At 48.4% G+C, this 18,250-nt stretch carries 19 protein-coding genes; 1 reads left to right on the forward strand and 18 read right to left on the reverse strand.

Translation table 11 applies throughout. The features are described from left to right. Nucleotides 1–54: 54 nt before the first annotated feature. From NYE45_RS28590 to lspA, 9 genes are all read right to left on the reverse strand, one after another. Nucleotides 55–1,569, reverse strand: a complete 1,515-nt coding sequence (locus NYE45_RS28590; protein ID WP_340014877.1) for a HAMP domain-containing sensor histidine kinase — start codon at nucleotides 1,567–1,569, stop codon at nucleotides 55–57. Next, on the reverse strand, nucleotides 1,566–2,276 hold the full coding sequence (locus NYE45_RS28595; RefSeq protein ID WP_340014878.1) for a response regulator transcription factor: 711 nt from the start codon (nucleotides 2,274–2,276) through the stop codon (nucleotides 1,566–1,568). The genes NYE45_RS28590 and NYE45_RS28595 overlap by 4 nt, the downstream gene beginning before the upstream one ends. Before the next feature lie 212 nt (nucleotides 2,277–2,488). Next, the gene (locus tag NYE45_RS28600) at nucleotides 2,489–3,340 is read right to left on the reverse strand and encodes an Rpn family recombination-promoting nuclease/putative transposase (RefSeq protein WP_340014879.1); all 852 of its coding nucleotides are present in this window, start codon (nucleotides 3,338–3,340) and stop codon (nucleotides 2,489–2,491) included. Between the two features lie 85 nt (nucleotides 3,341–3,425). Further along, a complete protein-coding gene (locus NYE45_RS28605) occupies nucleotides 3,426–4,322 on the reverse strand; it encodes an AraC family transcriptional regulator (RefSeq protein ID WP_340014880.1) in 897 nt (298 codons plus the stop codon). A gap of 130 nt (nucleotides 4,323–4,452) precedes the next feature. After that, on the reverse strand, nucleotides 4,453–5,862 hold the full coding sequence (locus NYE45_RS28610; RefSeq protein ID WP_169479945.1) for an MATE family efflux transporter: 1,410 nt from the start codon (nucleotides 5,860–5,862) through the stop codon (nucleotides 4,453–4,455). 269 nt (nucleotides 5,863–6,131) lie between these two features. Then, a complete protein-coding gene (locus tag NYE45_RS28615; RefSeq protein WP_036606635.1) occupies nucleotides 6,132–6,959 on the reverse strand; it encodes a carbohydrate ABC transporter permease in 828 nt (275 codons plus the stop codon). Further along, entirely contained in the window at nucleotides 6,959–7,825 is an 867-nt protein-coding gene (locus tag NYE45_RS28620) for a sugar ABC transporter permease (RefSeq protein ID WP_036606633.1), read from the reverse strand. The genes NYE45_RS28615 and NYE45_RS28620 overlap by 1 nt, the downstream gene beginning before the upstream one ends. A 24-nt stretch (nucleotides 7,826–7,849) precedes the next feature. Next, on the reverse strand, nucleotides 7,850–9,088 hold the full coding sequence (locus tag NYE45_RS28625) for an extracellular solute-binding protein (RefSeq protein WP_340014881.1): 1,239 nt from the start codon (nucleotides 9,086–9,088) through the stop codon (nucleotides 7,850–7,852). A 260-nt stretch (nucleotides 9,089–9,348) separates the two neighbouring features. Further along, complete coding sequence (gene lspA / locus NYE45_RS28630) at nucleotides 9,349–9,840, reverse strand: signal peptidase II (protein WP_340014882.1); 492 nt, start codon at nucleotides 9,838–9,840, stop codon at nucleotides 9,349–9,351. A gap of 238 nt (nucleotides 9,841–10,078) precedes the next feature. Between lspA and NYE45_RS28635 the strand changes: the two genes are divergently transcribed. After that, the gene (locus NYE45_RS28635) at nucleotides 10,079–10,546 is read left to right on the forward strand and encodes a heme-degrading domain-containing protein (RefSeq protein WP_340014883.1); all 468 of its coding nucleotides are present in this window, start codon (nucleotides 10,079–10,081) and stop codon (nucleotides 10,544–10,546) included. Nucleotides 10,547–10,624: 78 nt separating this feature from the next. On the opposite strand, the gene NYE45_RS28640 is transcribed toward NYE45_RS28635, so the two are convergent. The 9 genes from NYE45_RS28640 to NYE45_RS28680 all read right to left on the reverse strand — a co-directional run bounded on the left by NYE45_RS28640 (nucleotide 10,625) and on the right by NYE45_RS28680 (nucleotide 18,232). Then, nucleotides 10,625–11,572 (reverse strand): nucleoside hydrolase, encoded by a 948-nt coding sequence (locus tag NYE45_RS28640; protein WP_340014884.1) that lies wholly within the window; start codon nucleotides 11,570–11,572, stop codon nucleotides 10,625–10,627. A gap of 57 nt (nucleotides 11,573–11,629) precedes the next feature. Next, nucleotides 11,630–12,034, reverse strand: coding sequence for a DUF350 domain-containing protein (locus tag NYE45_RS28645; protein WP_278297717.1), 405 nt, complete (start codon nucleotides 12,032–12,034; stop codon nucleotides 11,630–11,632). Then, nucleotides 12,016–13,416 (reverse strand): glutathionylspermidine synthase family protein, encoded by a 1,401-nt coding sequence (locus tag NYE45_RS28650; protein ID WP_340014885.1) that lies wholly within the window; start codon nucleotides 13,414–13,416, stop codon nucleotides 12,016–12,018. The genes NYE45_RS28645 and NYE45_RS28650 overlap by 19 nt, the downstream gene beginning before the upstream one ends. 4 nt (nucleotides 13,417–13,420) lie before the next feature. Then, nucleotides 13,421–13,705, reverse strand: coding sequence for a hypothetical protein (locus tag NYE45_RS28655; protein WP_036671603.1), 285 nt, complete (start codon nucleotides 13,703–13,705; stop codon nucleotides 13,421–13,423). After that, complete coding sequence (locus NYE45_RS28660) at nucleotides 13,705–14,172, reverse strand: hypothetical protein (protein WP_340014886.1); 468 nt, start codon at nucleotides 14,170–14,172, stop codon at nucleotides 13,705–13,707. Before NYE45_RS28660 ends, NYE45_RS28655 begins: the two co-directional genes overlap by 1 nt. A 268-nt stretch (nucleotides 14,173–14,440) precedes the next feature. Continuing rightward, the gene (locus NYE45_RS28665) at nucleotides 14,441–16,522 is read right to left on the reverse strand and encodes an ABC-F family ATP-binding cassette domain-containing protein (RefSeq protein WP_340014887.1); all 2,082 of its coding nucleotides are present in this window, start codon (nucleotides 16,520–16,522) and stop codon (nucleotides 14,441–14,443) included. Nucleotides 16,523–16,620: 98 nt separating this feature from the next. Continuing rightward, nucleotides 16,621–16,782: a hypothetical protein gene (locus NYE45_RS28670; protein WP_017691697.1), complete on the reverse strand. Its 162-nt coding sequence runs from the start codon at nucleotides 16,780–16,782 to the stop codon at nucleotides 16,621–16,623. A gap of 113 nt (nucleotides 16,783–16,895) precedes the next feature. Next, nucleotides 16,896–17,180: a hypothetical protein gene (locus NYE45_RS28675; protein ID WP_340014888.1), complete on the reverse strand. Its 285-nt coding sequence runs from the start codon at nucleotides 17,178–17,180 to the stop codon at nucleotides 16,896–16,898. Nucleotides 17,181–17,233: 53 nt separating this feature from the next. Further along, complete coding sequence (locus NYE45_RS28680; RefSeq protein WP_340014890.1) at nucleotides 17,234–18,232, reverse strand: glycosyltransferase; 999 nt, start codon at nucleotides 18,230–18,232, stop codon at nucleotides 17,234–17,236. Nucleotides 18,233–18,250: the final 18 nt, after the last annotated feature.

An 18,250-nucleotide genomic window follows, 5' to 3' on the forward strand; every position in this document is an offset into this window, starting at 1 on the left:
CCCCCCTGGTTTCTCTTGCTATAGACCAAGCATACACATCGCATACTTCCAAAGTTATTCAGACTTGTTTCGAACTTGTAAACTTGCATCAGACAAAGGAAATACGAGTTGGAATGTCACATCTTCCCTATCCTCTGAATCGCCCGGATTGCTTGGTAACAAGGTGATTGTCCCTCCCTGTTTTTCAACAAACTGCTTCACGAGAGATAGCCCCAGTCCGGTTCCGCCGGTTTTTCTGGCTCTGTCTTTGTTCACGGTGTAAAAGGGTTCAAAAATCTTCTCTCGCGCCTCTGCCGGAATCGGCGTACCCGAGTTATAGATGCGAATGACCGCTTGACGCTCCTGCATCCGCAGTTCGTTCTTCACCCGGATCACACCATCCGGAACGTTATATTTGATCGCATTATCCAGCAAGTTGATGAAAATATGCATGAGACTCTCCCGATCGCTACGGATCACCGCAGGTTCAAGAGCCAGTTCCATGTTCAGCGCGAACTTCTCCGCTTTTCCACGCATCCGGCCACAGGCATCCTCCAGCAGAGCACTGACCTCTACATCTTCGGCCTGATTCTCGAAGTCGTACTTCTCCAGGGCAGATAAATGTAGTACTTTCTCGACCATCTCGTACAGCCGCTCCGTTTCTTTGCCAATATTATTCGTGGCATCATCAAGCAGTTGCGGATCATCCTTATACATGTCGAGCAGCTCCACATAAGCTTTGATCGACGTTAGTGGCGTCTTGAACTCATGGCTGATGTTACCGATATATTGTTTCTGCTGCTGTTCCAGCGCCTGCAGCTTCTCTATCGCCAGTTGCAGCTTCTGCTGCTCCGCATGCATAGCTGTGATGTTCTGCTGAATTGACGTGCTCATATAATAGATGCCTTGCCCCAGCTCTCCCAATTCATCCTTGCGCCTTACAGGAGACTCCGTAATATAGTCGCCTTCGCGAATGGAATCTGCGGACCTCTTCAACCGGGTAATGGCGACAGCAAATCGATTGTAGAACAGGTATCCCAGAATGAAGCTCAGCGCCACAACGGCAATGCCCGCCCATATAAACAGTTGAAGGATGCGGGCATAGAATTCATGATAGCTTTGGACCGGATATTGCATCCATACGGCACCCATCTGACCATCCGGACCATCCAACGGTGCTGCATAGAGCAAGGTATCCCCTTGCTCATGGTAGGCTATTTTATTCTGCAGCGCATAGTTCAGCGTATCCTGAACAATCGCACTCTCCCCAGAGCTGATCGATGAACCGACTTGTTGGCCCTTCATATCATAGAGAGCTATCGGCAATCCGGTAGAGTTGGCCAGTTCCTGTGCCAGTCTGCGACCGTTTCGCTGTAAAAAAACGTCCTGTTCGAGATGAACGGACTCGGTGTAGTAGGCCTGTCTCACATTCAAATTCACCAGACGTGTCTGCTGCGATAAAATACCTTCGATCTGTGACTGCTGATTGCGTTCAATACCTCGCAGCACCAGTGAACTAAGTACAACCACCGTCAGGATGAGCAAAGCTGCCAGAAAAATACTGAACTTCAGCTTGATGCTGACTCTCATACCGCCGCGCCCGTTTCAGGCGCAGAGGCTTTGTAGCCAATTCCGTATACGGTCTGCAATTTTTGCTGATCCGTATCCCCGATTTTTTTGCGCAAACGCTGGATGTGAATGTCCACGGTCCGTGTGCCACCCGCATATTCCATGCCCCACACCCGATCCAGCAGATCGTCTCTTGTGTACACACGCTCGGGATTGGACATGAGAATGGTCAGCAGGTCGAACTCTTTCGGTGTCAGATCCAGCTTCTCTTCATTTACGGTCACCGTGCGGTGAGCAACATGAATACGCAGTTCGCCATTCACGATGGCCTGATTCTTCGAATCGTCAGGTGGTGGACTGCTTTTCTCGACACGGCGCATGAGCGCTTTCACCCTTGCGAGCAGTTCACGGATCTCGAACGGTTTGGTCATGTAATCATCGGCGCCCATTTCCAGGCCGACGATTTTGTCTACGATATCATTTTTGACGGTCAGCAAAATAATGCCGATATCCTCCCGGTCTTCCAGCCTGCGGCATACACCGTATCCATCAAGCCTGGGCATCATCACATCCAGAATCATGACCTGTGGGTGAAACGATGCGACCTTGACCAAGGCCTCTTCGCCGTCACTCGCAGTCTCTACTTCATATCCTTCGCGCCGCAGCGCGTAAGCAATGGCACTGACGATACTTGATTCGTCATCTACCACGAGCACTTTTTTATTCATGGAATTCATCCTCTTTATCTATGTCATGAGTTCGTTTATGGATCTATGTTAGCAAGGTCCGTGTTAATTGGCTATGGATGAGTTTTCAATTTGTATGAGAAGGTTGCATCCTCTCAGCTTGGACTTGGCTCTACTTTCTTTATACCCCAAAGGCAACAAAAAGAGCCAACCCGTGATTGGATCAGCTCTTGGTCTATAGATTCTGTTTCATGTTACTGTTTAGGCAACAACTTCTTAATTTCATCTTCGGAGAGTCCAGATGCTTTAACTATAGCAGAGAGATCTACGCCAAGTGTGAGTAACTCACGAGCCATTTCTCTCTTGCCTTCCAACTTACCCTTGGCTGCACCCTCAGCTCGTGCGCCTTCAATCATTGATTTTTCGTCACTCAATGCTTTCATCCGAGCGTCGTAGGCCATTCGGGTGGACGCATCCTGACTCAGAAATTCCAGCGTATCCATCGCCTTTTTCAACATCGGTTCATTCATGGCCAGCACCTCCCAGTTTGATGTATCTATTCCTTTCAGAAATAATAACCAATTCACGAGTCCGCCTTTTTCCATCGGAACAGAATACTGATCCAATTTGGTTAGTTCCATCACATGTATTTCGATATCATCCGTCAAACCAATACCTGTATGATCTTCTCGTAAATGAAAAACATTGTGATATCGCTCATTATCCAGACAGGAGTAATTGAGGATATTAATAGTCACGCATTTTTTGAGTAGACTATAGTTTTCACCCTTTTTTATCTGATGAAAGTACATCTCACTCCAATAAAACAACGTCCTTTTCTCCATGTTATACGGGTTAAATAGCTGCATTTCAATGTTAATTAGTTTGCCTTCTACCGTCTTTGCTTTAATATCCAGAATGGATTGTTTATCCTCTGGACTATCCTTATCTGTATACGTGTTAACCACAGTGATCTCCGTAAGAGGAGATTCGCCGGTCTCTATAAACGTGCTGTTCAGAAAAGCTAACAAAACATCTTTGTTTTGCTCACTTCCAAAAATGCGTTTGAACACAAAATCCACTCGTGGATCGAGTAATTCCGTCACTCAGCATCAGCTCCATTCTCACCAGCATTATATCATAATTCCCATATAGCCTCAGCTTGATAATGGATCTGCACATATATTGCATTTACTCCTCAAATGACAGATTGATCGGCTCGTCCGACATCTCATACTCTGTCTCCATATGTGTCAGCGGTGTGTTCAGATCAACCTCCTCGAAGCGGAAGCTGTCGACCCACACTTTTCCTTTACCGTTCAAAATCACCCCGAATGAAATGACCGCGCTACCCTCCGGCACATCAAGCACAATGTTGTACTGGTTCCATGGCTGCGTACCCGTGATCGGCCGATCGTGCATGTTATCGAACTGAAGTACATCATGGACGTTATTATCCACCCGCATCCATAATCCGCAGAACGCGTCCACACGCTCTGTCTTCACAAATCCCGATAATTTCATCCGCTTACCCACATACTTGTCCGCTCTGAACTGCTGCATCATTGTTGCGAACTCGTTAGGCTCCAATGGCGTAACTGCTTTCAAATATCCTGAAGCTTTCCCCTGATGCACTTCGGCAGGATCGATGCCCATCTCATAATTTTGCGGATGACTCCCGGTTAACATCCAACCTGTAATCGTTGACGATTGATTCATCTGTAATTCTCCTCCTCTGGTTCTTCCTTCGAATAATTTCAGATCGAACAATTTGCGAAAACGTCCTGGTGGCATGCCATATAATTTGCGGAATGCGCGGGTGAAGGCTTCCTGACTCTCAAAACCACATGCCAGGGCGATGTCCAAAATGCCTGCATCCGTCGATCGCAAGGTCGTGGACGCCAGACTCATCCGTCGGTTCCGGATATAATCCACCACGGTCATACCCACCTCATTACGAAAAACACGGTGGTAGTGATACGGCGATAACAATGCCTCGGATGCCACTTCTTCCAGCCCGATCTGCTCATGCAGATGGGTCTCAATATAGAACAAACTTTGCTGAATCATTTCACGGTAACGGCTCAACTGAGGCAAATCCCCCTTCCATATCCTTACTATACGTGAATGAGTTATCTCCGTTTTGATCATTTTTGCTAAAAAAAACCGATCAAGGGCTCGAACCCTTAATCGGTTTTTCGTTTCTTTACTATTTCATTTATACCGCAGGCACAGGTTGCGCTATACCATGATCCTCTTCGTCATGATCCACAAGCGCATGTTTCTCCCATGCCCGGCTCTTCCAGCGGAAGTACATGATGAAGGCACGTGTCCATTCATCCGCCGCAATGGCGAGCCAGATGCCCGCCAGCCCCATATTCAGCTGGAATACAAAGAGGTAGCCCAGTGGCAGACTCAGGCACACCATGGAGATCAGCCCCATGTACACCGGGAACTTGGCATCCCCTGCTGCACGCAGCGAGTTAATGATGACAATATTGGTGGTACGTCCGGTCTCCAGTACAATACTCAGCAGAATAACCTGCGCAGCAATGCGAATGACTTCCGGATTATCCGTGAACAGACTCACCAGTGGTACGCGGAATGCAATAACTACCAGATCGACGGCAATGGTTACGATCATGGCCCATTTCACACTTTTCCAGACCCGGTGATAGGCCGTTTCCTGCTGCTTCGCACCAACGAGACGTCCAACCATAATTGCCGTTCCCATCCCAATTGCGAGACTGAACAAATAGATGTAGGATGAGATGTTGGTTGCATACTGGCGAGAAGCCAGCGCTTCAGCGCCCAGGAATGTAGCATAGAAGAAAAAGACGAGCTGGCATGAGTGGTACATGATCTGTTCCACTGCGGATGGTACACCAATCTTCAGAATCTTCATGACATAATTTTTTGTAAATTGCAGATAGAATTTGAGTTCTACCCGCACTTCCGTCACGCGATACATCAGCCAGAAGAAGATTAACAGGCAGACAAAACGACTTACGATCGTCGAGATTGCTGCACCCTCTACACCAAGAGCTGGCATGCCGAAGTGACCAAAGATCAAAATGTAGTTTAAACCAACGTGAAGCACGTTCATAAATACGGAGACGTACATCGTCTCTTTTGTAAATCCATGCGTACGAATGATCGCTGCCAGTGAGTTGATTAGCGCCTGAAGGAAGATGGCTCCACCAACGATGTGCATATACGATTTGGCATAGACGAGGATTTCGCCCTGCACGTTCATTTTCTCCAATAAAAATCCGCCAAACACCAGGAATGCTCCACTGAGCAATAGTCCCACCACAAGGTTGAGCGTAATCGCCATACCTGTGATTTTGGCTGCTTCATACAGCTTCTTCGATCCGATATATTGAGCGACCACAATTGCTGCCCCGTTACCAACGACCTCCAACAGCAGTATGGCAATTGAAATAATCTGATTCGACGCCCCGATTCCCGCCACGGCATTGTCTGATACGGAACTGATCATCAGCGTATCGACTGTACCCATCAACATAAATAGAAATACTTCCAGAAAAATCGGCCAGGTCAGTGTGAACAGATTAAGCTGTTTGCCCTGTTGTTGTGTCCCGGTCTCTGTAACGGCTGCACTCATGATGTCACCTCTTTAAACTCCGTAAAATGGATATTGCTCTATGATTTCCGACATAGCATCTGACTGTTTCAAAATGTAAACAAAGGGTATAGTAGCACAGTCTTTCTGAAAAAGCATCTGCTTTTACGAAAATATTTTTATTTTTTTCAAAAATCTTGAAAATGGTTGGAAAAGCATGAAAAAGCCTGGACGATATTCGCCCAGACTTCGGTTTGGAGTTAATTCGATGTTGGATTTCATGATGAATGTTCAGCCATGCTTGCTCTATTTTATTTCACAGACCCTTGGGTAACCCCGTTGATGATCCACTTCTGTGCGAACAGATAGATGATAATCATCGGCAGCAACGCGAGCAGGTAGGATGCAAACGCAAGGTTAAATTCAGTATTGAACTGTCCTTGGAATACATACTGTACCAGCGGCAGCGTGTACTGTCCCGGATCACTGATAATAATGAGTGGCAGCAAGAAGTCGTTGTATGTCGATAGGCAGGTCAGGATACCAACCGTGGCACTGATCGGTGCCATGAGCGGGAAAATGATTTTCCAGAACGTACCCCATGTTGTCGCCCCATCCACAAACGCCGCTTCCTCCAGCGCCACCGGAATGGACCGGATGTATCCAACGTACACAAATACGTTAAATGCCAGGCCATAGACCGTGTGCAGCAGGATGAGACCTACCAGATTCGTCATCTCCAGCGATGCGGTCAGCTTAACGATCGGCAGCATGATGATCGGGAACGGAATGAACATCGCGCTGACGAAGTAATAATACAATCCTTTGAAAAACTTGCGTTTCTCCATATTCCGCGCAATGGCATAGGCCACCATCGAGTTACTGAGCAACGTCAAAAGCACGGTGGATGCGGTAACGATCGCACTGTTACGGAACGACTGGAAGAAGTTCGTCATGTCGATGGCCCTCGCGAAATTCTCCCAGTGAAGCGTTGTCGGAATGGCAAAGACTGATTGGGCCATCTGTTCCGGATTTTTCAAAGCAATCGTAACGGTCATATACAATGGGAACAGGATAAACAGGGTACCCAGCACAACGAGCAGCATAACGAGCCAATTGATTCGTGTACGGCTTCTCATTACAGATCCATCTCCCTTCTTTGCAGGAACCGGATTTGCAGAATTGAAATCACCGCAATAACGATGAAATAAATAACCGAGTTCGCAGATTGATACGCATATTCGCCGCCTTCAAATCCTCCGGTGTAGATCAGATGGGAGATGGACTGCGTCGCCCGTCCGGGACCACCGTTGGTCAAGGCTACGATTTGGTCGAAGACCATGAGCGAGTTTTTCATCGCCAGCACCATATTAATGGTGAAGAACGGGGCAATCAGCGGGAAAGTAATGCTCCAGAATTCACGCCATTTGCCCGCACCGTCGAGATTGGATGCCTCGTATAGTGTCGTTGGTATCGTTTGCAGACCAGCCAAATACAGAATCGTATTCAGCGCCACAGATTGCCATACTGCAACAATGACGATACCGATCCAAGCCAGACTCTCGCTACCAAGTATGTTCGTGGATAGCGCATTGATGCCCAGATTTTGTCCCCAGATCGGGAATACGTTGGAGAACAGGTAGTTAAATATGTAACCTACAATCAGTACACTCAGAATATTGGGCAGGAAGTAGATGCCGCGGAAAAAGTTACGGAACTTGATCTTAGCATTCAGCCCGAGTGCAATGAGCAGGCTTAAGATATTGGTCAGGATCGTCACCACGATCGCAAATTTGAACGTAAACCAGTAGGCGTTACCCACGTTGTCATCCTGGAACAAGTTGAAATAGTTTTTGAAGCCAACAAAATCATACTCTTTCCCGAATCCGTTATAATTCGTAAATGAATAATAGATGCCCTGGAGGGCCGGCAGTGTCATAAATACGAAGAACAATACTACCGCCGGAACCGTCATCCAGTAATAGGGTGCGATACGCTTGTTCATACTCCATCCTCCTTCAGACAAGGCTTAGCGCCGATTGGCAACCTTGTCCCATTCTTTGTCGAGTGTATCTAGATAGTTGTCGATGTTTTGGTTCTGCAAAAAGGACTGTACGATGGAATTCAGCTGCACGGCAGCCGGAATATAGTGATCGGCAAAGTCAACAACCTTACCCTGCTCGATATAAGGCATCAATTCCTGTACGGCAGGATCATCCTGCTTCACACCTTCGACCGCAGAGAACAGCGTCTGTTCGTCAATGTATCTTCCGATATTTTCAGGCTCTAACAAAAACGCAATAAACGTCTCCGCCTGCTCGCGATTAGGCGTGTCCGCCGCAATGGTAAACAGGGAGTCGATCCCGTTCACCAGCTTAATCTCGCTTGCATCGTTGCCCGTAGGGAATGGGAAGAAGCCGATATCAACATTCGGGTTCGCTTTGCGAATCTCCGAGATGGCCCAGGTTCCCTGGATGTACATAAAGGCTTCACCGTTAGCAAAAGCACGGTTACCGTCCGAATAAGCTTTACCAAAGTTATCGCCGTGACCGTACTTCATGAGTTCCAGCTGCTTCTCAGCTACCTCACGGTACTTCTCCTTGAACGTCACTTTGTCATCGCGCCGCTCCTGGTAGAAATCAATACCGACCAGATTGGAGCCGAGTGCATTGAAGGGAAGGCTCGTCTGCCAGTCATCCTTGTATGTGAAGTAAAATGGAATCTCACCTGCATCTTTAATCTTTTGGGCGGTCGCAATGAGTTCATCCCACGTCTTGGGCACGTCCAATCCCATTTCCTTAAACAACGTTTTGTTGTACATGATGCCGTTTGCATTTGTTGCGTAAGGAATACCTGTCACTTCGTCCATGCCTGTGAGATCCTTGAGCATTTGTATGTAGTTCGGATCAATCGTCTGGAGTAATGAGCTGTCCGTCAGATCGGTGAAAATATCACTCTGGGCCAGAATGGAATAGGTATCGGTTGCACCCATGGCCATAATATCCGGTATATCATTTTTGACGACACGCGTCTTTAAGACCGTCTCCGCATCGGGCGGATTCACCTGTGTCACCTGAATATCGTCATGCTCCGCGTTGAACGTTTTAATTAATTCATCAAAGGTTGTTTTGGCTTCAGGCTTGTTCTGGAAAAATTCAATCTGCACTTTGCCATTCGCACTATCCCCACTGGTACAGGAAGATAGAAGTACAGCCATCATTCCACACAGCAACATTGTCCCGAGAGCCTTGGTAAGCGTTGTTCTCATGTTGTACCTCCCTCAGCTTTATACGTAAAGATTTACCCATTCAAATGGTGAAATAACCATTTGGTTAATCCTTCCAAACTAACTTCAATCTGAATGGATGATATAAGTCTTTATTATTTCTAAAACGGTTTCGGTAAAAATGAATCAAGGCAGTTCTTCCCATGACCCGAATCGGGCATAACAAAAAGGACACTGGATGCGTCCAATGTCCCTCATTTATTAAGCTTATATTTAGCGACTGTACAGCTTTTATCAGCGTGTCACGAACGCTCAATTTTCGGCAAAGCATTACGTAAACGCTTGGCCCGATAACTCTGATATGCACGAATCAACATACCGATGATGATCATGACCACACCGATGTTAATTGCGACATCAGCGAGATTCAAAATCCCGCGTCCGGACGGAAACACGAGGAAATCCGTTACCCGGGCATAGATAAATCGATCAAGTGCATTTCCTAAAGCCCCGCCGACCATAAAGCCCGCGCCTGCTTGCATCCAGAAACCGCGAATCTCACCTTTACTCCGGTAATACAGCATGCCTGCTATAAACAGAACAGCGATCACACCGAACAGACGCGCATTTCCCTGAAACAGACTGCCCGCCATTCCACTGTTCTCGTAATGCTGCAATTGCATGCCGGAGTCACCCAGTCTCATCACGTCGCCAACTTCCATATACATTCTCACTGCAATCTTGGTTCCCTGATCCACCAAAGTCACCAGCAGTGCTACAAAATAAAACAGCATCGTGCTTCTCCTCCTGCCTACTGAGCGATAACTTATTTTAACTTTAAGATTTTTGTATATTAGGTTACCTTCACTTTAACACAGCCGATGTGCGGTCTCCAAATGAGCCATCTTCAGCCACGCTTATAACATCTACTAACATCGTCCAGTCCGCACTCGGAAGGTACTGCACCAACCCATGTCGAATGTAGACATCAATCATATATGTAAAGGGGCTGCCTGTAATTTGAACCTGACCATGACAGAAAAATTAAAAGAAATGCAGCAAGAAGAAAAAGACTTGGTATTTGGCACATTTGATTCTGAAATAGCGCTTAACCTTGGCCTGCATCTGGTCGAAGAAGCGAAACGTCGCTCTCAAGCCGTGACTATCGACATTACAGTAAAGGGACATCGTCTCTTTTTGCATGCGATGGCAGGCACTCATCCCGACAACGAAGACTGGATTCGCCGCAAGAACAACGTCGTGAATCATTTCTCTTCCAGCTCTTGGCACACGGCTCTGCGCCTGAGAAACGAGGACCAAACGCTTGAGCAGGATTTCAACCTGCCTGCATCGGACTATGTCTTGGCTGGTGGCGCTTTCCCGCTGATTCTCAAAAATGAGGGACAGGTCGGCACCATTACAGTATCGGGTTTGCCAGATGAAGAAGACCATAGTCTGGTCACGACAGGCATTCGCTCGTTTTTGTTCCAGCAGGGTTAGAATAAACTAGGCAATAAAAAATCCGTACCTGGAAAAGGTACGGATTTTCTTCTTTTTCTTGCAGTTACATTCCTGCGTTTATTGGATCGCTGAGAGAACGCCCAGCAGCATGGATTTGAACTTGGGCCGATCAATCGCCTCACAGACACGTACATTCGGCTCTTTGCCAAATCGTCCGTTGATATCAACCACACTGTATCCGCGTGTCAGTTCTCCTGCCGCCTCCACAGACACATAATATTGACCCGACTTGGTCATGATGGATTCATCTGCCGCAACAGCCATCAGCAACGTATCGGGATGAGTGGTGCCATTCAGCTTATGTACCGACTTGTTGAACTGCATAACCACTTTGTTGATTGCGGTGAAGAAGTCAGCACCAGATGTACCGAGAGCTGCAATCTCTGCATGATCGTCATCGTCCATCACTGAATATTGCGTGCACATCTCCCAGCCAACCATCGTGATCGGAATGCCAGCATGCAGTACAATTTTCGCTGCTTCCGGGTCCACGTAGAAGTTATACTCCGCCGCCGGTGTAATGTTGCCCAGTGCGTTATTCGTTCCGCCCATGATGTACAGGTGAGCAATCTCCGGAATAATCGTTGGGTCCTTCTGGATCGCCATTGCAATATTAGTCAGCGGGGCAATCGCCAGAAGTTCAATTTCACCCGGATGTGCATGCACCTTCTCAATGATAAAATCAACCGCATGCCCGCTCTCGGGACGCTGCTCTGCCTTCGGGAAATGCGCGCCGCCCATACCATCATCGCCATGCACATCTTCCACTGTACGATGCTGAGCCTTTCCGTAGGCCATTAGCGGACGCTCGCATCCTTTATACACAGGCACCTTGCCGCCATGTCCAGCAACCTGTACCGTGTACAGGGCATTTTCAACCTCCTGGTCGAATTGTACGTTACCGCCCGTAATCGTGATGCCTTTCACCTGAAAGTGATGCAATGCCGTCAAGATCGCAATCGTATCGTCTCCTGCTGTATCTGTATCGATGATGACTCTTCTCATGATGCCGCGCTCCTTCTTCCGTTTAATAGTAAACTCCATAAAACACTATGTCTTATTTTACATTAAAAACGTACCGATGACGATGGAAACGCCGATGATAATCGAACGCAGCAGCTGGGCTACCGCCATATTGCCTCGTGCAATTTCGTCACATACCCGCATCTTCGGAATCAGGAAATCAAATATAATATAGACCAGACACAGAATAATGATTCCCAACGCCGACCACAGCAGCATATCCAACCAAGAATGCGTCGAGAAAGATACCATTCCTACAATAATACATAGTCCCAGCAATTTGCTGCCCATATACATCCCTGCCGCCTCGTTACCTTTGGCAATTTCCTCACTGTCGTTATACCGGGTCAATTTGCTAAAAGCGAAATATCCACATACCAATACCACCAGCAGAATGCCTACACCCACCGCCACATTCACGAGGTTTAATCCCAAGTTCTCCATTCCTTCTCCTCCTCATCATTCATCCGTTCACGAACTGTAGCCGCGCAATAATAAGCCATATCTCCGGTTACTTTCTCCCCGATCCGAGGCAGTACTCCTGCCAAACGCCCACCGATAACAAACACCCCTGTAAGCAGATAACCGCTGTACACTCCATCTTCCGTCTCAATCACGGCCTGTTCCATCGGAACCAGCTGCTGATAGATCTTGGGCTGATTTTCGTAATAAGCTGTAATCTCTTCATCCTCTTCTGTCGCTCCAGTTGCAAGATTGGATTCCAGTTTCTCGTTAAAGGAATACTCTATATTCTGCTTTCCAAAGGCATTGTCCGTTCCTCCATCCAGCAAAAGAGTTCCTCTGCCTTCGCGCCCCCAATAACTCTTGGCTACATATGGGATGGCGTTCATCTCGAAAGGCTCAGCCGAAAAATAGGTTGGAAGCAGATATCGGGAAATCACGTCCATTTCTACTTCATCAAAGAGGGTAAACCCGCAATATTCCGGGGTTTGCTCGTTCCGCTCGTAGAGCGACCAGATTGCCGCCATGAAGCCTTTACTCTGCATCAGTACATGCTGAACGGGATTCATCAGGCCCAGTCGTCCCTCCCGTACAAGATCAAGCAGGGCTACGCCAATGTCCACTCCTGTCGTCTCATCCCGATCATCGATAAGATACTCCAATGGATAGAGACGGTACAGCAGGTTAATCTCCCGACCCTGATGGTAAAGTGCCTCCCCCGGAACAATCTCCAGTTCCTCCAGTGGAGCATAGAAGGCTTCGTATCCGGCTTCCTGACAACGCCTCATCAGATATTCCGTATTCGTTCGATCTTCGACATGTTCACCAAAAGAAGTAAACGTCACCGGACCCTTTAATCCTTGGTTTGCATAGAATTCGAGCCATATCCTGAAACACTCTCGAATATATACATCCATCTCGGCAGATGGTGCAGTCAACGCGGCATCCTCAGCAAGACCGACCAGAATATTTTCCAATGCAGCAGCCTCCGGTATACCCGTAGGGGTGTCCGTATTATTTTCAATACACTTCGGGCCAGCTTCTCCGATAATCCAGTCCTGACGGGTAATGCCTCCAGTTACCATCTCCATACGTGCCGCCGGGATAAGCCCCGGATGGATACCCAACTGATGCTGCAAAAAAGAATCCGGCATGTATTGCTGGATAAATCGCATCACTTTACAGTAAATGCCGTCTACCGCCTCCGCTGCCATGCGTAGCTCTTGTACCTCCGAGGGAGAATAGACCGTCAAAGCAGGCACACAATATTGCTTCCCGTACATTCGATGGTATGGAATCTGTTGTCCCGCCTCACCCTGAAATACCTCTTCGTGACTAAACGGCAGTTGAACCACTTGCCTCATCCGGTTATCCTCCCGAACTGCGGAAGAAGCTACCGAAGCCGCTTGATTTGGACTTGGATTTGCTATAGGAGCTGTTACTGTCCTTGTTGCTTCGATACGACGACCCACCGTAGTAATAGTGCCCACTGCTGGAATCATATTCACATCCGGTATCGTACTCCGGGTCACATTCATCATTATTGCTGCCACAACCGGATAACACGGCAGGAACCGCCAGCATCAGGGAGAAAGCAACCAGCTTCGCTTTTGATCCGGGTTTCGATGCTTGCCCCCGCTCTTGGTCACTCATCACAGATCCACCTCTTTCATATAAAACAACACTTTCTTGCGATCTGCATCCAGCACGGAATACAGGAACTCATACGTCTTGCCACCGCGAACCATATAATGGTCCAGCAGTTGCTCGGCAAGCTCCATCGTATAGGTGGATGACGTTGTGAGTTCCAACTCCTGAAATGAACTTCCATTCCACAACATATACTCTGCACTGTACATGGAAGACATTTTGCACATCGCCAGCGCAGCATCCGCAATGGCTGCACCGTACTCGTCCGGCATCTGTTGGTCATACGCCGTAACGTATACTGCATGTTCCCGCCCATCCTGGCATTCATTGGACAGATGCGCCCAGAGTTTATTTTTCACCAGGGTGGCATCCACCAGTTTGCGCATGAACAGTTCATCTCGCGTGACTGAAGCCTGTTCCAGCACCCCCGTCTCCGCCTGTCGATCATCCGACCAACTCCGATACGTCAATGAATAATAGATACCGATAACCTCCCTTTCTGCAAGCTCTTAGGTGAGCCGTTTCAATTCATACAAACGTATTTAACGCATGGGAAGGTAAAAAGTTACACTATTCCCCATGACATGTAAAAATAAGAACAGGTTGTCGCCCAATCTCGGATCAACAAAGCTTGAAAAAACAAGTAAATTCCGCGTTTGGTATGTAACTCCGGTCCAAAAAGGCCGGAGAAGATTCTCCGACCTCGTTTGTTCCATCTTATGCTCATGCCACTCGGACTTATAACTCAGCCCACTGGGCCAATACATCATTGTATTCAGTGGACAATTGCTCGCGATCATTCCAGATTTGTTCCAGTTCAAGCGGATTGTTTTGCACAGCTTCCAGCTGTTGATCCAGTGCCTGAATCTGTGCCTCAAGACGAGCCAACGTCTGTTCCAGCTTCTCCGCAGACTGTTGATTGCTATTGCCACTTCTATGTTTCGATGCAGCTGCTGCCGAAGGAGTCAACGCCTTGCCTGATTCAGTAGAAGCTTCATGATCTCGACTTCCATCGGTAGCCGCAGCAGTGGAACCGTTCATTGTCGAGGTTGTTTCTGGTTTCTTCCCTGATCGGACAGTCCCGCTTGGCGCTGACGTTATACCTGACTTCATCTCTGACTTGGCGTTCCCACGAGAAGAAACTCCCGCTCCTGCTGTAGCCTGAATTGTCGCAGCCGCACGAGCTTGTAAATCAAGCTTTTTCTCACGATACTCCTCATAGTCTCCCAGATAAGCGGTCATCTGACCGTCCTCCAGTTCCCACACACGGGAAGCGAGGCGATTGACGAAGTACCGATCATGCGAGATGGCAAGTACAGTTCCTTCAAAATCAACCAGTGACTCTTCCAGCGCTTCTCGGGATGCGATATCCAGATGGTTGGTCGGCTCATCGAGCAACAGTACATTGGGTTTGCGTTGCACCAGCAGAGCTAGCCGCAGGCGCGTCCATTCCCCGCCAGATAACTGCCCGACAGAGCGGAATACATCCGCTCCATAGAACAGATATCGAGCCAGAATTCCGCGAGCCTCGCCCTCTTCCACGCCTGCTTCCAGACGGAAGTATTCAAGTACGTTCAGCTTCGGATTCGTAGGTTCCTCCTGTTGAGCCAGATAACCCACATCCACGCGCGCCCCCCACTCCAGCTTGCCCGCATTGGGCTGCTCGTCACCAAGCAACAGCTTAAACAAGGTGGTCTTGCCGGAGCCGTTTCGACCAATGAGAGCAATCTTGTCGCCATATTCCAGCAGACCCGAGATTCCGCGCAGGATTTCACGCTCGCCATAGCTCTTCTCGACCTGTTCCAATACCGCTACCCGTTTACCCGTTCGATCGGTAGGACGCACATCGAACTCGGCATTGCGGCGCTCCAGCACAGGACGCTTCACCTGTTCCATCCGTTCCAGCGCCTTGCGCATGGAAGCAGCCCGCCTGAAGAACTTTTCATTGCCGCCCACACGACCCCATTCCTCCAGTTGGCGGATCGTTTCTTTCATTTTTTTGATCACCTTCTGCTGCTCCTTGAACTCCTCAAATTGCTGCAACAGCCGTTGTTCCTTCACTTTCATATATTCCGTATAACCGCCAGCAGACGTTTCTGCTTCTCCATCCTCCAGCTCCAGCGTTCGATTCACCACCCGATCCAGAAAATAGCGATCATGCGAGATCAGGACAATGGTGCCGGGGTATTCTCGTAAAAATCCTTCCAGCCACTCGACCCGCTCCAGATCGAGATGGTTCGTTGGCTCATCCAGCAATAACAGGTCGGGTCTTACGATTAGCTGTGAAGCCAGCACGACCCGAGTCTGCTCCCCACCGGACAGGGAACCAAAACGCCATTCATAACGCGCCTTGGCGATATCCAGACCATCCGCCACCTGATCGATCCGGGCATCCATTTCGTATCCACCCTCACGCTCGAACTGGTCTTGCAGTGCCGCGTAGCGTTTCAGCAGGCGCTCCAATTGATCAGGATCTGCTGCACATGCCGGATCGGACATCTGCTGCTCCATTTCCTTCATTTGCGTGCGACATATCATAAGCTCCTTGAATCCAAGACTCAGTACATCCAGAACGGTATGGTCATCCAATCCTTCTGGAACCTGAGCCACATATCCCATTCGTGTATCTTTCTTGATCATCACTTGCCCTTCATCCGGCTTGTTCAGTCTTGCCATCAGGCGCATAAGTGTGGTTTTGCCGCTTCCGTTGCGGCCAATCAGGGCGACCTTGTCACCTTCCATAATTTCAAACGTAATGCCGTCCAGCACCAGATGTGCTCCATGGTATTGAGTCAGTTGTTGCGCGCTAATCATCATCATAATAAGGTTCCTCCTATGGTATGGAAGATCCTGACCGCAACACAAAAAGAGCCGCAGGAGGTTAGCTCCGCGGCCCTTCAGAATTCAAGCAATATCGCTTATCGTCCGAATGAGGTCAAGGCAGGCATCTTCTCGCAAATGTTAACTTCCGTATATTCAAAATTGGACAGACTTCTCCCGTTGGTCAGAAAAGTATGAACAATGCCAGCCATAGCAATCGGCAGCTGGCTAATACGGTTGTTAAGCATCTCGTGATTCACCTGTCTTCACCTCCCTAGTCATAATTAATGTCAATATATCACAGACGAATGCATTCCTGCAACCATCCCATCGCCCAATTCATCCTTATTCCACAGTAGCTTTATTGCTCGATCTAGTTCCTGCCTCGTCGCCGAAGCATTACATCCCTGATCGCCACCGTAATGAGTGTTAACATTCCCGCGGTACCCAGTGATGCGCCGAGCAGGGCATATCCGATGCCGTTCCACCCGCCAATATCGATGCTGATCATGATTACAACGGCACCGCCAAGCAAGGCCACACATGGCAATATATATTGAACCCACGTCATTCGCCGTCCTTGCAACCGGTAAATAAGCCATTCAATCAGCAGCTGCACCGCCCACATTGCCAATGTCCACAAGATCAGTACTTCCATAAGGTTCCCCTCCTGTTGCTGGATGGATTAAGCCCTTTGTTACAGACCTTACGTTACTTCAACCAATCTGAGAAAAAGTTCCGGTACCCTTCTTTCATCTTCGTGCGCGAAAAAGCACCAAACGCATACTCCCGGTTGTCTTCTGACACACTGCGCGACGCAGCCGCAGCCATGTTCACCAGTTCAAACCAGTTATCCTCGTTGCCTGCAAAGGCATGCGTGGATCGAATGTGACCGTAGCAAGCATGCTCCGGTTTCACGACCATTTTGCCCATTGCCATCGCTTCCGTCAGCGGCATCGCAAACGTATCAAAGGCCGAACAGTTCCAATACACCTTGGATGAGTTCATCAACGTAAATATCTCATCCTGCGTGAGAGCAAACTTCAGCTTCACGTTGGCAGGAATGTCGTACTTCTTCATGGTTTCCTTATAGCGTACACCGCCAAACACCATATATACTTCCTTGTCCGGGTTCTGCCGCGCATATTCCAAAACTAGATCCGGGCGACGATTCGCCTCATCCCGACCGATCCAAAGCACCCGATTATGCACAACCTGACTCGGATCATAGTGCCGGTTCGCCAGCTCTTCGCTAAAGCCAATCGGGATGACGTTCACGTCATGTACACCGAAATTGCGACCCAGTTCTGTTTTCAAAAACTCGGTTTGCACAATTGCTTTATCCACCATCGTATAAAATGGCTTCATCATCTCATATCCCGTTAGCGCGGGATCGGGGAAACTGTGCGGAAATAATACACTCTTTGGTAAGAACATCTTCAAAAACGTAAACCCGGATACGGTGTAGATAACATGCTCTATATTTTGGCTATGAATCTGGTCCAGCACGATATCGTAGTTCACCAGGTCACCTTTCTCATGCTCATAACCCGGCAACCAGTCGTATCCGCTGACATGACGCTCCGGCGAAATGAACACAATATCCACGCCCAGCTCCAGACCAATCTGCTTCAGCCGATCCGCAAATACGCGTGGCCCCTGAGCTTCTGTGAATTGAATTTTACGCATAACAAGTCCGACTTTACGCAAGCTTCTCACCCCTCATTT

It is taken from the genome of Paenibacillus sp. FSL K6-1318 (genome assembly GCF_037976905.1).
GTDB lineage: Bacteria > Bacillota > Bacilli > Paenibacillales > Paenibacillaceae > Paenibacillus > Paenibacillus amylolyticus_A.

Coding starts and splice junctions, on each gene's coding strand:
- lspA (WP_340014882.1), bottom strand. CDS start 9,840: ATGCTGTTTTATTTTGTAGCACTGCTGGTGACTTTGGTGGATCAGGGA.
- NYE45_RS28595 (WP_340014878.1), bottom strand. CDS start 2,276: ATGAATAAAAAAGTGCTCGTGGTAGATGACGAATCAAGTATCGTCAGT.
- NYE45_RS28645 (WP_278297717.1), bottom strand. CDS start 12,034: ATGGAGAACTTGGGATTAAACCTCGTGAATGTGGCGGTGGGTGTAGGC.
- NYE45_RS28675 (WP_340014888.1), bottom strand. CDS start 17,180: ATGGAAGTACTGATCTTGTGGACATTGGCAATGTGGGCGGTGCAGCTG.
- NYE45_RS28640 (WP_340014884.1), bottom strand. CDS start 11,572: ATGAGAAGAGTCATCATCGATACAGATACAGCAGGAGACGATACGATT.
- NYE45_RS28635 (WP_340014883.1), top strand. CDS start 10,079: ATGACAGAAAAATTAAAAGAAATGCAGCAAGAAGAAAAAGACTTGGTA.
- NYE45_RS28620 (WP_036606633.1), bottom strand. CDS start 7,825: ATGAACAAGCGTATCGCACCCTATTACTGGATGACGGTTCCGGCGGTA.
- NYE45_RS28625 (WP_340014881.1), bottom strand. CDS start 9,088: ATGAGAACAACGCTTACCAAGGCTCTCGGGACAATGTTGCTGTGTGGA.
- NYE45_RS28665 (WP_340014887.1), bottom strand. CDS start 16,522: ATGATGATGATTAGCGCGCAACAACTGACTCAATACCATGGAGCACAT.
- NYE45_RS28615 (WP_036606635.1), bottom strand. CDS start 6,959: ATGAGAAGCCGTACACGAATCAATTGGCTCGTTATGCTGCTCGTTGTG.
- NYE45_RS28655 (WP_036671603.1), bottom strand. CDS start 13,705: ATGAGTGACCAAGAGCGGGGGCAAGCATCGAAACCCGGATCAAAAGCG.
- NYE45_RS28650 (WP_340014885.1), bottom strand. CDS start 13,416: ATGAGGCAAGTGGTTCAACTGCCGTTTAGTCACGAAGAGGTATTTCAG.
- NYE45_RS28590 (WP_340014877.1), bottom strand. CDS start 1,569: ATGAGAGTCAGCATCAAGCTGAAGTTCAGTATTTTTCTGGCAGCTTTG.
- NYE45_RS28610 (WP_169479945.1), bottom strand. CDS start 5,862: ATGAGTGCAGCCGTTACAGAGACCGGGACACAACAACAGGGCAAACAG.